The sequence below is a fragment of the Buttiauxella brennerae ATCC 51605 genome (genome assembly GCF_001654925.1).
GTDB classification, from domain to species: domain Bacteria; phylum Pseudomonadota; class Gammaproteobacteria; order Enterobacterales; family Enterobacteriaceae; genus Buttiauxella; species Buttiauxella brennerae.
The window spans coordinates 14,939-30,905 of sequence record NZ_LXER01000040.1 but is presented as its reverse complement, the minus strand read 5'-3'; the positions used below and the strand labels follow the sequence as shown (position 1 = coordinate 30,905).

Genomic DNA, 15,967 nt, shown 5'->3' with positions numbered 1-15,967 from the left:
CCGAAGCGCCATAGGACACGAGGACGCTCATTTCCGCTATGAGCGAGGAATGGACATTGAGAAAACAACCATGCCCACTGTTATCAGTTGAAAATTTGGCTAAGCTCGTTGCGTTACCAAAAAGCCATATTCAGTGAATTGTACCGTGGCATTTGTCCCAAATATCCACATCATAAAGGATGGGAATTATAGAAATGCAGAATTATTGAATAAAACAAAGGGATTTTACCGGATAAGGGCAATAAGTGCGGCTATCCGATAAATCCATAATATGAGTTAGGCTTTTATCATGTTATAGCTTTTTGAGCATGCAGATTCCGCAGCTATTATGGCCTGTATCGCCTAGTCTTTTGGCGAGATGACGAAAGCCGAAAATTTCATAAAGACGAACGGCATCCTTCAGCTCGTCAAGCGTTTCGAGATAACAGGACTGATAACCCATGGCAGCAGCCTGAGTCATAATGAAGGAGATCATTCGTCTGCCCATCCCCATTCCTTTTACATCACTGCTGAAAAAAAGCTTCTGCATTTCGCAAATGCCATCTTCGCCAGCCAGCGGAGCGATACCCCCCCCCCCAACAATTTTTCCCATGGACTCAACAACCCAGTATCTTGCTCCAGGCTTATTGTATGCCTCACTTAAATGGTCGAGTTCGGGATCGTGGAGGCTCACACCCTCCAGATGATCGATTTTATTCTCCCGAAAACTGTTGCGTATGAGCTCTGCTATAGCGGCATTATCTCTAGGCTCAATGGGCCTAAGGGTCATTCCTGCTTCACGTTGACGACGTGCGTTTCGAAGGCTACCGGAGAATTGCATGATAGTTTTAAGGAATTCCTGTACCTCCTGGTCTGAGGATGAGGCAAGAGCCTCCTCAGTAAACCTATCGGCATTTTCTTCCAAATATAAAAGCCGTTGCTTTCCTGAATCGCTTAACCGAAATGTTGAAGCTCTGCCGTCCTGACCATCATATTCTCTCAGTAAATATCCTGCTTCAATCAGGGTGCGGAGTGTACGACTCATGCTCGCTTTCTCAACGCAGAGCTTAGTTGCCAATTCTGTTGCACCGGAAGGTTTACTATTCAGTTCAATCAAAATATGGCTCTGAAGGGGAGATAATTCAGTTCCGCTGCTTTTACGACTGAGCATACCCAGCTCTCTGACCATTTCACGTAATGCTGAACGAAACGGTCGTACTTCATTTTTTTTCATAAATCTTGCCTGCATTGAATGATAGAGGCTAATCATACATAAACTAGTTAACAGTGTTAACTAGTTTATGTATGATGATTGAACATTAGCAAACAGGCTACTCGTTATGAATTTTTCAAAATGTAATGACAAGGTTCTTCGCAGGATCGTTTTAGTGACTACCGTTACAATGCTGTCAAGCTATGCGATGGTTCTGCTGTATCACTTTTTATCGTGAAACCCTGAATTATCTATAGGGGATATGTCGGTCTGATGATGCGCGAATTCATCAGCGCGATGAGAAAAAAAGGCAGGCAAACAATCCACCTCGCATCATGTTGGGCCCAACAAGAAATTCGGCTACGCCTATATCAAGCCTTCTGAGTCAGAGCATGGCGGCATGAAATGATCATGATGCTTTAGCTTGGCATTCCCGCAGGCAGACTGGCCTGCTTTCTAAACGCATTATGTCCGCTCCTGGCACACAGCGGACATCAGTATTCAAAAATTTGAAAAAAGATAACTTTCTGTATAGCATTTGCTATACGTGGTCGTTGTGCTATTCTTGTAAAGCAAATGCTATACAGAGGTGTCTTATGAAATCAGATGTTCAACTTAACCTTAGAGCTAAGGAATCGCAGCGGGCGCTCATAGATGCGGCTGCGGAAATCCTCCACAAGTCACGTACAGATTTCATTCTTGAAATGGCCTGTCAGGCTGCCGAGAATGTGATCCTCGATCGCCGGGTATTTAACTTTAACGATGAGCAATATGCGGAGTTCATCGATATGCTTGATGCACCGGTCGCAGATGATCCCATTATCGAAAAACTGCTGGCAAGGAAACCCCAGTGGGACATGTAACAGCACCAGAACCTCTGTCCGCTTTTCATCAAGTGGCTGAGTTCGTCAGCGGTGAGACTGTGCTCGATGACTGGTTAAAGCAGAAAGGCCTTAAAAACCAGGCTCTCGGAGCGGCCAGAACGTTTGTGGTATGTAAGAAAGATACGAAGCAAATAGCCGGCTTTTACTCTCTGGCCACCGGGAGCGTCAATCATACTGAAGCGACAGGGAATCTTCGGCGTAATATGCCAGATCCCATCCCTGTCATCATACTTGCCCGCCTTGCTGTCGATCTCTTATTGCGCGGAAAAGGGCTTGGCGCTGATTTACTTCATGATGCAGTGCTTCGTTGCTATCGGGTTGCCGAGAATATAGGTGTACGTGCAATCATGGTTCATGCGCTCACAGAAGAAGCCAAAAACTTCTACATTCACCATGGTTTCAAACCATCACAAACTCAGCCGCGGACATTGTTCCTCAGACTCCCTCAGTAATGCGAAAGGACCTTATGTTCGGAATTTATGAGCAATAATTAAATGGTGCGCATGCGGTTAGTTCAATAGACATACTTCATGAGAGAAGATGGTGAACGAGTTAATGGCTAGACAAGAATGCACGTGCAGTAGGAATGCTGTGGAATGGATAATACGGCTGCGAAATTGATTATTTAGCTTTATAGGGAACAAAAAAGAGCCCATGTATTAAATGGACTCTTTCTCTGATGCCTCGGTTAATCTGTCCAACTTTTTGGGGTCAGTACATACTCGCTGCAAGGCAAGGAGTAAAAAGGCATGAGGCCTACAAGAACTGTTGTCATCTGCTTATTAATTTATACTCGTCATAATTCAAGTTGTAGCGTTGTTGGCTGCCCTCGCGCACCCCAGTCACTTACTTTAGTAAGCTCCTGGGGATTTGCTCACTTGCCGCCTGGCTACAACTCGAATTATTTAGATTATATATATTTTCGTATATTACATAAGTAAGTAATCGGGTGAGGGAGCGTAGCCAACAAAGAGGCAACTTGAAGTATGACGGGTATTAAGCCGCATTATTCTCCGCCTGAATAACATCCGCCGAAAATACATATCCCACACCGCGTATAGTCCGGATTAATGCCGGTTGATGCGGGTTCGGCTCTATTTTTTTACGTAGCCGCATAATCAGCACATCAATCGTCCTGTCGAAGACTTCGAGGCTTTCGCTGTGGGTCAATTCCAGCAACCTTTCACGGGACAACACTTTGCGCGAGTTCTGCATCAACGCCAGTAGCAGGCCGTATTCCCCTTGCGTGAGATCGACCAGTTCGGCCTGCGCATTAAAAAGCTGGCAGCGCCCGGTATCCAGCCGCCAACCGTTGAAATGCAGGCCGCTGGTTTTTGTCGTCACCGTTTCGACTGCCAGCGCGCCGGTACGACGCAGCACCGCTTTGACACGCGCCACCACCACGCGAGGATTAAAAGGCTTCGCGATGTAATCATCGGCCCCCATTTCTAGCCCCACGACAACATCCGATTCACTGCCAAGGCCCGTCAACATCACCACTGGCAAGTCCGGGCGTTGGCGCTGAATGTGCTGCAACACCAGCAGCCCATTAATATCCGGCAAAATCATATCCAGCAGCACCAGCGCAATACCTGGATGTTGAGCAATCGCTGTCAGCGCATCATTCCCTGTGTGGCACACCTTAACGTCAAAGACGTGTTCATTAAGCACATCGTGCAGCACGTCACAAATCGCTGGATCATCATCCACCAGCAAAATTGCAGGCTTCATGGTTTATCTCCGGGGAGGATGCAGGTGTGAATATAAGTGTGAGTGATTGTTGATGGAGTGCCGCATAAATCCCAACGGCCTGTGCTGAAAATTCAACCAGTGTCACAATCCCTGCCCTTCTCGACACGTCACTTTTGACGATGACCTGTTTTTCGTCAGCATTTTGTTGCTTTTATCACCGTAAGATGGCGGTTATTCCCACTCTTTCTATGTGGCATAGATAATGCATTAAAGCGGGGAGATATGATCAGCTGTGTGAGTGTCACACACCTTTAAGTACCCTAAATAGTTCAGGTAGCAGGAAGGCTGCAACTTGAAGTATGACGGGTGCATTGACTGGAGCAACACTGATGAAAAAAGTCGTCACGGTTTGCCCCTATTGTGCCTCGGGTTGCAAAATCAACCTCGTGGTCGATAACGGCAAAGTCGTCAAGGCGGAAGCGGCTCAAGGTAAAACTAACCAGGGCGATCTTTGCCTGAAGGGTTACTACGGTTGGGATTTTATTAACGATACTAAAATCCTCACCCCGCGCCTTAAATCACCGATGATTCGTCGCCAGAAAGGCGGCAAACTCGAAAACGTTTCCTGGGATGAAGCACTGAACTACGTCAGTACTCGTCTGAGTGAAATCAAAGCTAAACACGGCTCCGATGCCATCATGACCACCGGTTCTTCCCGTGGTACAGGCAACGAAACCAACTATGTAATGCAGAAATTTGCGCGCGCCGTTATTGGTACCAATAACGTCGATTGCTGCGCACGCGTTTGACACGGTCCATCGGTTGCAGGTCTGCACCAATCGGTCGGTAACGGCGCAATGAGTAACTCAATCGTTGAGATTGAAGATACCGATTTAGTGTTTGTGTTCGGATATAACCCGGCAGATTCACACCCTATCGTTGCTAACCGCGTGATTCGCGCGAAGCAAAAAGGGGCACAAATCATTGTTGTCGATCCGCGTAAAATTGAAACCGCGCGCATCGCTGACATGCATTTGCAGTTAAAAAATGGTTCTAACATCGCCCTGCTTAACGCAATTGGGCACGTGATTATCGAAGAAAACCTGTATGACCAGTCATTCGTGGCTTCCCGTACCGAAGGTTTCGACGAGTATCGCAAAATTGTTGCGGGCTACACGCCTGAGTCTGTTGAAGAAATTACCGGTGTTACTGCGGCGGAAATTCGCAGCGCAGCACGCATGTACGCGAATGCGAAAACTGCCACGATCCTGTGGGGCATGGGTGTAACCCAGTTCTATCAAGGCGTGGAAACTGTTCGCTCGCTGACAAGCCTTGCGTTGATGACAGGCAACCTGGGTAAACCGAACGTGGGTGTTAACCCGGTTCGTGGCCAGAACAACGTTCAGGGTGCCTGCGATATGGGCGCATTGCCGGATACTTATCCTGGCTACCAGTACGTGAAAGACGAAGTCAGCCGCGAGAAATTCGCGAAAGCGTGGGGCGTACCCTCGTTGCCTGCTCACACCGGCTATCGCATCAGCGAACTGCCACACCGTGTGGCACATGGCGAAGTCTATGCCGCGTACATCATGGGTGAAGATCCACTTCAAACCGATGCGGAGCTTTCAGCCGTACGTAAAGCGTTTGAAGAGCTTGAGCTGGTGATTGTACAAGACATCTTCATGACCAAAACCGCGGCTGCGGCCGATGTGATTTTGCCGTCCACCTCATGGGGTGAACATGAAGGCGTTTATACCGCCGCTGACCGTGGCTTCCAGCGCTTCTTTAAAGCAGTGGAACCGAAGTGGGACCTGAAAACGGACTGGCAGATTATCAGTGAAATCGCCACTCGTATGGGTTACCCAATGAGCTACAACAACACCCAGGAAATTTGGGATGAGTTGCGTGGCCTGTGCCCAGATTTCTACGGTGCTACCTACGAGAAAATGGGTGAATTGGGTTATATCCAGTGGCCTTGCCGCGATGTAGCGGAAAGTGACCAGGGAACCTCGTTCCTGTACGACGGCAAGTTCGACCGTGAAAACGGTTTGGGCGAGTTCTTTACTTGTGACTGGGCGCCGCCAATTGACCGCATCACCGAAGAGTACCCGATGGTGCTTTCCACGGTGCGTGAAGTGGGCCACTACTCTTGTCGTTCAATGACCGGCAACTGTGCGGCACTGGCAGCCCTCGCGGATGAACCGGGTTATGCGCAAATCCACATCGATGATGCCGCTCGTTTGGGTATCGAAGATGAAGCGTTAATCTGGGTGAATTCACGTAAAGGTCGAGTCATCACACGTGCGAATGTGAGCGAGCGTCCTAATAAAGGTGCCGTTTACATGACTTACCAGTGGTGGATTGGTGCCTGTAACGAGCTGGTGACTGAAAACCTCAGCCCGATTACTAAAACGCCGGAGTATAAATACTGCGCCGTGCGTGTAGAGCCTATCGCCGATCAGAAAGCTGCCGAGCAGTATGTGATTGACGAGTACAACAAGCTAAAAGCCAGTTTGCGCGAAAGCGCGGCGGGTTAAACCAGAAAGAGCTGCCTCCCGGCGGCTCTTTTTTTATCCCTCTTCATCTCATTGTTATCACACTAAATAACCCGTTCTCTCCCCATTTCCTTGCAGGATTGATTGATTAAATTTTCAACCATTTAATTAATGCGTGATCTGTCGCCCAAATAATAAACAAAGCTTCCCAAGCACTCTGCGATTAACGTTTATGTGACATATTATTAACATCCTAAAAGGAGAAAAAAAGCATGAGCCAAATACATAAACACGCCATTCCCGCCAATATCGCGGACAATTGCCTGATAACCCCGGAGCAGTACCAATCCATGTACCAACACTCGGTACATGACCCCGACGCATATTGGGGCGAACAAGGTAAGATCCTTGATTGGATCAAGCCTTACCAGAAGGTGAAAAACACCTCTTTCGCACCCGGAAACGTTTCAATCAAATGGTATGAAGACGGCACCCTGAACCTGGCCGCCAACTGCCTCGATCGCCACCTGAAAGATCGTGGCGATCAGACTGCGATCATCTGGGAAGGCGATGACGCCACCCAGAGTAAAACTATTACCTACCGTGAACTGCATCGTGAAGTGTGCCGTTTTGCCAATACCCTGGTAGAACTGGGCATCAAGAAAGGCGATGTGGTAGCGATTTATATGCCGATGGTGCCGGAAGCGGCTGTTGCGATGCTGGCCTGCGCACGCATTGGCGCGGTGCATTCGGTGATTTTTGGTGGTTTCTCACCAGAAGCCGTCGCCGGGCGCATTATCGACTCCAGCTCCAAACTGGTCATTACTGCCGATGAAGGCGTTCGTGCCGGGCGCTCCATTCCGCTGAAGAAAAACGTCGATGAGGCGCTGAAAAACCCAGGCGTTAAAACCGTTGAACACGTGGTGGTGCTCAAACGCACCGGCGGTAAAGTCGAATGGCATGAAGGCCGCGACCTGTGGTGGAACGAACTGGTTGAGAAAGCCAGCGCACACCACCAGCCGGTGGAAGTGAATGCCGAAGATCCGCTATTTATCCTCTACACCTCAGGTTCAACCGGCAAGCCAAAAGGCGTGCTGCACACCACCGGCGGTTACCTGGTTTATGCTGCAACCACCTTTAAATATGTCTTTGATTACCACCAGGGCGACGTTTACTGGTGTACCGCCGATGTGGGTTGGGTCACCGGTCACAGCTACCTGCTGTACGGCCCGCTGGCGTGTGGCGCGATTACGCTGATGTTTGAAGGTGTACCAAACTGGCCTGCACCAAATCGCATGGCACAAGTCGTTGATAAGCATAAAGTTAACATTCTTTACACCGCACCTACCGCAATCCGTGCGCTGATGGCCGAAGGCGATAAAGCGATTGAAAACACTGACCGTTCTTCGCTGCGCATTTTGGGTTCCGTGGGTGAGCCTATCAACCCGGAAGCGTGGGAATGGTACTGGAAGAAAATCGGTAACGAGAAATGCCCGGTAGTTGATACCTGGTGGCAGACCGAAACCGGCGGCTTCATGATCACCCCACTGCCAGGCGCGACCGAGCTGAAAGCCGGTTCCGCCACGCGCCCGTTCTTTGGCGTGCAACCAGCCCTGGTCGATAACGAAGGCAACCCACAACAAGGTACCGCCGAAGGCAACCTGGTCATCACCGATTCATGGCCAGGCCAGGCGCGCACGCTGTTTGGCGACCACGAGCGTTTCGAGCAGACCTATTTCTCGACCTTCAAAAATATGTACTTCAGCGGTGACGGCGCACGCCGTGACGAAGACGGTTACTACTGGATCACCGGACGTGTGGATGACGTGCTGAACGTTTCCGGCCACCGCCTGGGTACAGCTGAAATCGAATCAGCGCTGGTGTCGCACCCGAAAGTGGCCGAAGCCGCAGTCGTCGGCATTCCGCATAATATTAAAGGCCAGGCGATTTATGCGTATGTAACGCTTAACCACGGCGAAGAGCCAACGCCTGAACTGTATACCGAAGTGCGCAATTGGGTACGTAAAGAGATTGGCCCGCTTGCCACGCCGGATATTCTGCACTGGACAGATTCACTACCGAAAACCCGTTCCGGCAAGATTATGCGCCGTATTCTGCGCAAAATTGCCGTCGGAGATACCAGCAACTTTGGTGATACTTCAACGCTTGCCGATCCGGGTGTTGTTGAGAAGTTACTGGAAGAAAAACAATCTATTACCATGCCTTAACTGCTCTTCCCCCTCTCCCAATGGGAGAGGGTTGGGGTGAGGGTATGTCCTGCGGCTTCGCCCTCATCCCAACCTTCTCCCTCAGGAGAAGGAGCCAAAACATAACAATATCCCCTTACCTCTGGAGACTGTGTGATGAATGATCCAACCATTTATCAACGGATAGAAGACAGTGCGCATTTCAGGGAGTTAGTCGCTAAACGGCAACGGTTTGCCACCATTTTGTCCATCATCATGCTGGTGATTTATATCAGCTTTATCCTGCTCATTGCCTTCGCGCCTGGCTGGCTGGGCACACCTTTGCACGCAGGCACAACCGTGACGCGCGGCATTCCTATTGGGGTTGGCGTGATTCTGATTTCATTCTTCCTCACCGGCGTTTATGTCTGGCGAGCGAACGGTGAATTTGACCGTCTGAATAACGCTGTGCTGCGCGAGGTGAAGGTATCATGAAACGTCTTCTCGGCCTTGCTGCCGCACCGCTGTTAAGCCTGCCTGCCTCCGCGTTTGCTGCGGATGCGATTACGGGGGCGGTACAACGCCAGCCCACGAACTGGCAGGCAATTATCATGTTCGTGATTTTCGTCGCCTTTACGTTGGGTATTACGTATTGGGCGTCAAAACGAACCCGCACGCGTAGCGATTACTACACCGCAGGCGGCAATATCACTGGCTTCCAGAATGGACTGGCGATTGCGGGTGACTATATGTCCGCCGCATCGTTCCTCGGTATTTCGGCGCTGGTATTCACCTCGGGCTATGACGGCTTGATTTACTCGCTGGGATTTTTGGTCGGCTGGCCAATTATCCTGTTCCTGATTGCAGAACGCCTGAGAAACCTCGGTAAATATACCTTTGCTGATGTCGCATCCTATCGCCTGAAGCAGGGGCCGATTCGTATCCTGTCCGCTTGTGGTTCACTGGTGGTGGTGGCGCTTTACCTGATTGCCCAGATGGTTGGCGCAGGTAAACTTATTCAGCTGTTGTTTGGCCTGAACTACCACGTTGCGGTAGTTCTGGTTGGCGTGCTGATGGTGATGTACGTGTTGTTTGGCGGCATGCTGGCGACGACATGGGTGCAAATTATCAAAGCCGTATTGCTGCTGTTCGGCGCAAGTTTCATGGCCTTTATGGTGATGAAACACGTCGGCTTTAGCTTCAACAACCTGTTCGCTGAAGCGATTGCGGTACACCCAAAAGGTGTGGCGATTATGAGCCCTGGCGGGTTGGTAAAAGACCCGATATCGGCGCTGTCGCTGGGATTAGGTTTGATGTTTGGTACGGCAGGTTTGCCACACATTTTAATGCGCTTCTTCACGGTCAGCGATGCCCGCGAAGCGCGTAAAAGCGTGCTGTACGCTACCGGGTTCATGGGTTATTTCTACATCCTGACCTTTATCATCGGCTTTGGCGCCATCATGTTAGTCGGTGCTAACCCTGCCTTTAAAGACGCCGCAGGGGCGTTGATTGGCGGCAACAACATGGCGGCGGTTCACCTGGCTGATGCCGTGGGCGGCAGTCTGTTCCTCGGCTTTATCTCAGCGGTTGCCTTCGCCACCATTCTTGCGGTGGTTGCAGGTTTAACACTGGCAGGGGCATCTGCGGTTTCGCATGACCTTTACGCCAACGTGTTCCGCAAAGGGGCATCTGAACGTGACGAGCTGAGAGTCTCCAAAATCACCGTTGTGGTACTGGGCGTGGTGGCTATCGGGTTGGGTATTTTGTTCGAGAAACAAAATATCGCCTTCATGGTTGGCCTTGCGTTCTCGATTGCGGCGAGCTGTAACTTCCCGATTATTCTGCTCTCGATGTACTGGTCGAAACTGACCACGCGCGGCGCGATGATTGGCGGCTGGCTCGGCCTGCTGACGGCAGTGATCCTGATGGTTCTCGGCCCAACGGTTTGGGTGCAAGTGCTCGGCCACGCCACAGCAATCTTCCCGTATGAATACCCGGCACTGTTCTCGATTCTGGTGGCGTTCGTCGGTATTTGGGTGTTCTCAGCGACGGATAACAGCCCGGAAGGTAATCTCGAACGTGAGAAATTCCGTGCTCAGTTCATCCGTTCCCAGACCGGGATTGGCATTGAACAAGGCCGTGCGCACTGATTCGCAATAATCCCTTCCCGGCTCGCGTTTGAGCCGGGAAAATTCTGCTCCGTTTCATCTCACACTTTTCCCCGCGCTACTTGCCGCTCGTCACAGTTATTAACTCAAGCAAAGTGATCGTCATCACAAGCAATTTTTCCATTTCGTGAGGAAGATCGCGAGTTTCGCTATTGTCGATTCCAGCAGCGTTTTGCCCGCTCGTTCCTGCACGACAACCCTTCCCCGCCTTCATATGATTATCCCAACAAACTCATGGCGAATCCGCGCAGCCGTTCTCCATTAAGCAACAATGAAACATAGTGCGGGCTACCTTGTGGTGGTGAATCGGCCCAACGTTCCAGAATATCTGCAAAGCGCAGGAGTGTTTCGCGGTGCTGAGCGGCAGTTTTCGCCACCTGTGTTGCATCACCGTAGTGTTCGCCCATTTGCATATCACTGACCGCAAAAGCGACATGCGAGAACAGCTGGCCGTACATTTCGGCGTTGTGCCATGCGGCTTCGAGGCGCTCGAGGGTGTCGTTGTGGCAAGTGATGCGCAGTTCACGAAGCTGCTGTAAGGCGGAGTTTGCAAGGAAGTGGGCGCTCTGTTTTTCCAGAGCGATCAGCTGGCGTTGTTCAGCACCAAATGCTGGGTCATCAGTCGGGAAAAGTGGCTGAAACGCCTGCACCCAGTTGGCGCTGCGGATGTCAGTATGCAGCAGTTGTTGGGCCTGCGAATAGCTTTCCGGGATTTGACTTTGGTAGTGCATGCGCCGCCCCAGAAGATTGGGGGTTTTGCACAGCCAGTCGTAGCTGGAGGCGTACAACGCGCTAAAACGCTGGCGGTCTGATTTGCTACGAAAGCCGAGTTTTTGCTGCTCAATCCAGGTGTCGATAACGCAAGTCGGTTCGGTGTTATTCGCCGCACTCAGGCCAAAAAGATTGACGGCGTTGGCGGAGTCCATCGTCAGGCCATCCGGCAGCCATTGCCACGAAACTCGCGAAGTAACGGCTTCGATATTGTGGTCGTCAAGGCTTGTTGCCCAGCTCAGGCGGCCCTGGATCTCATCGGCCAGATAACACGGCAGGACAGTCCAGCCGTAACCGGTGCCCCAGAGATCGTATTCGATCCATTTTTTATGGCCGGTGAGTGAAACAATATGCGGATGGTTGGCAAAACCCGGGTGGTAATCAAGCTCTGTGGCTTTGATTGATGCACGAACGTCATCCGGCAGGCCCGACAACACACGGGAAAGTTGCTGGCGCGGCCAACTGGTATCAATGAAATCGCGCAGGATAAGTTTTTTGCCCTGAGCGCGTAACAGGCTCCAGACATGATGCAAGCTTTGTTGCCAGCCGGCGGTCTGAAATTGCGGAGTGGTCAGGCTGAGGATCACGCCGCTGAGGTGCGGAAATAACGGCAGTAGCGGAGAAAAGATCGACGAATAAAACTGTTTCCAGAAGTCGGGCGTGCTGCGCTCATCAAAAGAAAATTCCGGGAATTTACGCCTGATGATGTCATCGGTCGGCGCAGCTTCGCCTTGCAGCCAGAAGCTGAGGTTAAATTCACGCAAATAAGCACTGACCTTTTTTAAATATTGCAGCGCATTTTTTTGCTGATGAATAAGGTTTTCGACGTCATGGCGATAACTGAGCGGTGACGGCGTAGCGAGCAGCGAAAGCAATTCCTGCTGATGAAGAATAATACCGGTAAAACCGTGTTTTTTGGCGGCATCGACGCAGGAAATAAACCACGGCCAGTGCCAAATAAAAGGACTGTTTAACTCCATTAATTGATGCGGAACCAGTTTCATACGTTGCGCCAAAAATATTCCAGAAAAACGAAAATACCATGACTTCCGAAGCGAGGGGAAAATGAAAAAATATGCATTAGTGGGAACGGGTGGCCGTGCCGGGTTATATATCGAAGCCATCAGCGGTAAATGGAAAGACAATTCGCAACTGGTCGCGTTTTGCGACACTAACCAGACGCGCATGAAGTACGCCAATAAGCTGTTGAGTAATGCAGGGGCCGCACAAGTATCCACCTGGCAAGCGGCTGATTTCGAAACCATGATCCGTGAGACTCGCCCGGATATTATTATCGTCACCACTATGGACCGCACTCACGACGATTATATTGTGCGGGCGCTACACGCCGGTTGTGATGTGATAACCGAAAAGCCAATGACTATTGATGAAAAACGGGCGCTGCGCATTCTGGACGCCATCGAAGAAACTGGCCGCCAGGTGCGTGTCGCCTTTAATTACCGTTACGCACCGCACCACAGCAAAATCCGTGAATTGCTGATGGAAGAAACCATCGGCGAGGTGTTTTCAGTACATTTCGAATGGCTGCTGAACACCGAGCACGGCGCGGATTATTTCCGCCGCTGGCACCGAGAAAAACGTAATAGTGGCGGCCTGCTGGTGCATAAATCCACCCACCATTTCGACCTGATGAACTTCTGGTTGGATAGCTATCCGGAACGTGTTTATGCGGAAGGTGGGCTGCGTTTTTACGGCAAAGAGAATGCGCAAATGCGGGGAGTCTCGCAGTTTTATCCACGCGCTCATGGCTATGCCGCCGCGAAAGATGACCCGTTTGCACTGCATATGGAAGAAAATTCGCAACTTAAAGAGCTGTATCTGGATGCGGAACATGAAGATAACTATTTCCGCGACCAAAGCGTATTCAGCGACGGCATCAATATCGAAGATACGTTATCGGTGCTGGTGAAATACCAGAACCAGGTGCAGATGACTTACTCACTTAATGCATATCTACCGTGGGAAGGGCTGAACGTGGTGTTCAACGGCAGCCGTGGGCGGCTTGAGATGAAACTGGTGGAAATGTCCTACGTGAATGCCGGTGGAGACCGTGAAAACGAAGGTAGCCTGGAAAGCTGTGATATCACCGTGTTCCCGATGTTCGCAGCACCTTATAAAGCCGACTTCAGTATCGGAGCGGGCGGCCACGGTGGTGGTGATAATGCAATGCTGGCCGATTTGTTTGGCGAGCCTGGCAACGACCCGCTAAAACGCGCCGCCGACCACCGCTCAGGCGCAATGTCGATTCTGACCGGTATCGCCGGGAATATTTCGATGCAGCAGCAACGCCCGGTGTGGTTTAAAGAGTTTGAGTTGGTTTCACGCTTAAAAAGATGATTAAACAACCCTCACCCCGACCCTCTCCCTGAGGGCGAGGGAGAAAACCGTACCATTCCCTTTCCTGGGGGAGAGGGCCAGGGTGAGGGTGAAAATGGCTCAAAACATCAGCCAGCCAACCAATGGCGCAATCAATACCATCACGACGCCAGAAAACATCATCACCAGGCTTGCGACCACGCCTTCTTGCGGGCCGAGTTCGTAGGAACGTGCAGTACCTGCGCCGTGAGAAGCCGCGCCAAAACCGGCTCCTTTTGCCATTCCTTCACGAATGGCGAGGCGCAAAAACAGCACGTCGCCCACCGCCATACCAAACACGCCGGTCACCACTACAAATAACGCCACCAGCTCCGGTTGCCCGCCAAGCGGTTTAGCCGCGGCTAACGCAAAAGGTGTGGTAATCGAACGCACCGCCAGGCTGCGCTGGATTTCGTCCGATAAAGTAAACAACCGCGCAAGCCAGACCGAGCTGGTAACAGCAACAACGGTCGCAGTAATAACACCCGCTGAAAGTGACATCCAGTGGCGTTTTATAACGTTCAGGTTGTCATAAACTGGCACTGCAAAGGCGATGGTCGCCGGGCCAAGCAACCACAAAAGCCAGTGCGCTTCACCCATATAATTCTGATAGGAGATGTGGCCAAAAATCAGTATCGCCACCAGCAACAGTGGCGTTAACACCAGCGGCATTAGCGGCAATTTACGAAAACGGCGATAAAGCTTTTTATTGGCAAAATAGAGTCCGAGCGTGATGACCAGGCAAAGAATACTCAACTGGAAATTACTCACCACTAGCCTGCCTGCGTGCAATACGCGCCAGCTCATAACGGTAAACTTTATCCACCACCAGGGCGGTGGTGCTCAGTACCAGCAAAGTACTTATGGCGATAACCAGGAAAATGCGCCAGCCATCCACCATCAGTAATTCGGCGTAGTTCACCACCGCAACCACGGCAGGCACAAAGAACAGCAGCATTTCTGCCAGCAACCAGCGGGAACCGGCTCGCACCCATTTTAGCGGCACCACGCGGCAGACAATTAGCGCGAGTAAAAGCAGCATTCCGACCAGGTTTGCAGGCAGCGGTAAGTGCCACCAGTCAACCAATTGTTGGGCAAAAATAAATAGCCCTGCATATAGCGCAACTTGTACCGGCACCTGAATGCGGCGAAAAAGAACAGGCGTAAAACCACGTAACGCCACGGCCATGAGAGCGGCACTCCAAAGAAATGTGAGGTAGCGATTATAGTTAGCCAACTTCATTGAAAAAAATGAATTAAAATCATCACAGGTATAGTCAACAGGAATAGTTATGGACATCCGAACGCTGCGTTATTTTGTTGAAGTGGTTCGCCAGCAAAGTTTTACCCGCGCGGCACAGAAGATGTTCGTCACTCAGCCGACCATCAGCAAAATGCTGCGCAACCTGGAAGACGAGTTGGGTTGCACGCTGCTGATTCGCGATGGGCGTAAACTGTTGCTAACGGATACCGGAGAAGTGGTTTATCAACGAGGTTTAGCCATTTTAGCGGAATTTTGTCAGCTGGAAGCCGAACTTGGCGATATCAACCATCTGAATAAAGGCGTGCTGCGCCTGGGTATTCCGCCGATGGTTGGCATGTTAATGGCCGGGCCGATTAGCCTTTATCGCCAGCGCTACCCCGGTGTTGAACTGAAGATTTCCGAATTTGGCGGGCTAACGGTGCAACAAGCGGTGCTTAACGGCGAACTGGATTTAGCGATGACGGCACTCCCGGTAGAAGACGAGCACACCTTTTCCACACTGCCTTTGCTGCAGAATCCACTGTGCGTTCTGGTGCCACGCTCGGGCCCGTGGACTAAGCGCGAAAGTATCGACCCTATAGAGCTGGCCGCACACCCATTACTGATCTACAACGAAGATTTCGCCCTGAGCCGCCAGCTCATTCAGTTGTTCCACGAGCACGGGTTTACGCCACGAATAGCGGTGCGCAGCGGGCAGTGGGATTTTCTTGCCGCAATGGTGCAGGCCGGTGTTGGGATTGCCATTCTGCCGGAGACTATCTGCCAGAAGCTGGATAAAAACACGCTGATGTGGCTACCGTTAAATAGCGATTTAACCTGGCAGCTAGCGATGATTTGGCGTGAAGGGGTTTATATTTCGCAAAGTGCACAGGCGTGGATTGCCTGCTGTAAGGAGTTTTGGCCAGTCAGTTCATAGCGCCCTCACCCCAACCCTCTCGC

Annotated in this window: 13 protein-coding genes; 8 read left to right on the top strand and 5 right to left on the bottom strand. The window is 51.0% G+C overall.

Features of this window, described 5'->3' with window-relative positions; translation table 11 throughout:
* Positions 1–292: 292 nt before the first annotated feature.
* Positions 293–1,213, bottom strand: coding sequence for a bifunctional helix-turn-helix transcriptional regulator/GNAT family N-acetyltransferase (locus M975_RS20575; protein WP_064561737.1), 921 nt, complete (start codon positions 1,211–1,213; stop codon positions 293–295).
* Between the two features lie 575 nt (positions 1,214–1,788).
* Between M975_RS20575 and M975_RS20570 the strand changes: the two genes are divergently transcribed.
* Both M975_RS20570 and M975_RS20565 read left to right on the top strand, forming a co-directional pair.
* Complete coding sequence (locus tag M975_RS20570; RefSeq protein ID WP_032611697.1) at positions 1,789–2,055, top strand: type II toxin-antitoxin system TacA family antitoxin; 267 nt, start codon at positions 1,789–1,791, stop codon at positions 2,053–2,055.
* The gene (locus M975_RS20565) at positions 2,043–2,528 is read left to right on the top strand and encodes a GNAT family N-acetyltransferase (RefSeq protein ID WP_064561736.1); all 486 of its coding nucleotides are present in this window, start codon (positions 2,043–2,045) and stop codon (positions 2,526–2,528) included. Before M975_RS20570 ends, M975_RS20565 begins: the two co-directional genes overlap by 13 nt.
* 544 nt (positions 2,529–3,072) lie before the next feature.
* On the opposite strand, the gene M975_RS20560 is transcribed toward M975_RS20565, so the two are convergent.
* Entirely contained in the window at positions 3,073–3,807 is a 735-nt protein-coding gene (locus tag M975_RS20560; RefSeq protein WP_064561735.1) for a response regulator transcription factor, read from the bottom strand.
* Positions 3,808–4,157: 350 nt separating this feature from the next.
* Between M975_RS20560 and fdhF the strand changes: the two genes are divergently transcribed.
* The 4 genes from fdhF (at position 4,158) to actP (ending at position 10,599) form a co-directional block, all read left to right on the top strand.
* The gene (gene fdhF, locus M975_RS20550) at positions 4,158–6,305 is read left to right on the top strand and encodes a formate dehydrogenase subunit alpha (RefSeq protein WP_083967918.1); all 2,148 of its coding nucleotides are present in this window, start codon (positions 4,158–4,160) and stop codon (positions 6,303–6,305) included.
* A 230-nt stretch (positions 6,306–6,535) separates the two neighbouring features.
* A complete protein-coding gene (gene acs, locus M975_RS20545; RefSeq protein WP_064561733.1) occupies positions 6,536–8,491 on the top strand; it encodes an acetate--CoA ligase in 1,956 nt (651 codons plus the stop codon).
* Between the two features lie 135 nt (positions 8,492–8,626).
* Positions 8,627–8,944, top strand: coding sequence for a DUF485 domain-containing protein (locus M975_RS20540; RefSeq protein ID WP_064561732.1), 318 nt, complete (start codon positions 8,627–8,629; stop codon positions 8,942–8,944).
* Positions 8,941–10,599 carry a cation/acetate symporter ActP gene (actP, locus tag M975_RS20535; protein ID WP_064561731.1) on the top strand — a complete coding sequence of 553 codons (1,659 nt, stop codon included), beginning with the start codon at positions 8,941–8,943 and terminating at the stop codon, positions 10,597–10,599. Before M975_RS20540 ends, actP begins: the two co-directional genes overlap by 4 nt.
* Positions 10,600–10,835: 236 nt before the next feature.
* On the opposite strand, the gene M975_RS20530 is transcribed toward actP, so the two are convergent.
* Positions 10,836–12,404: a hypothetical protein gene (locus M975_RS20530; protein WP_064561730.1), complete on the bottom strand. Its 1,569-nt coding sequence runs from the start codon at positions 12,402–12,404 to the stop codon at positions 10,836–10,838.
* Between the two features lie 49 nt (positions 12,405–12,453).
* Between M975_RS20530 and M975_RS20525 the strand changes: the two genes are divergently transcribed.
* Complete coding sequence (locus tag M975_RS20525; protein ID WP_064561729.1) at positions 12,454–13,746, top strand: Gfo/Idh/MocA family protein; 1,293 nt, start codon at positions 12,454–12,456, stop codon at positions 13,744–13,746.
* 99 nt (positions 13,747–13,845) lie between these two features.
* Here M975_RS20525 and M975_RS20520 read toward each other — a convergent pair whose 3' ends face one another.
* Together M975_RS20520 and M975_RS20515 are read right to left on the bottom strand one after the other, a co-directional pair.
* Positions 13,846–14,535, bottom strand: a complete 690-nt coding sequence (locus tag M975_RS20520) for an LrgB family protein (RefSeq protein ID WP_064561963.1) — start codon at positions 14,533–14,535, stop codon at positions 13,846–13,848.
* On the bottom strand, positions 14,528–14,953 hold the full coding sequence (locus M975_RS20515; protein ID WP_034492476.1) for a CidA/LrgA family protein: 426 nt from the start codon (positions 14,951–14,953) through the stop codon (positions 14,528–14,530). Before M975_RS20515 ends, M975_RS20520 begins: the two co-directional genes overlap by 8 nt.
* Before the next feature lie 103 nt (positions 14,954–15,056).
* On the opposite strand from M975_RS20515, the gene M975_RS20510 reads away from it, so the two are divergent.
* On the top strand, positions 15,057–15,944 hold the full coding sequence (locus M975_RS20510) for a LysR family transcriptional regulator (RefSeq protein ID WP_064561728.1): 888 nt from the start codon (positions 15,057–15,059) through the stop codon (positions 15,942–15,944).
* Positions 15,945–15,967 lie beyond the last annotated feature (23 nt).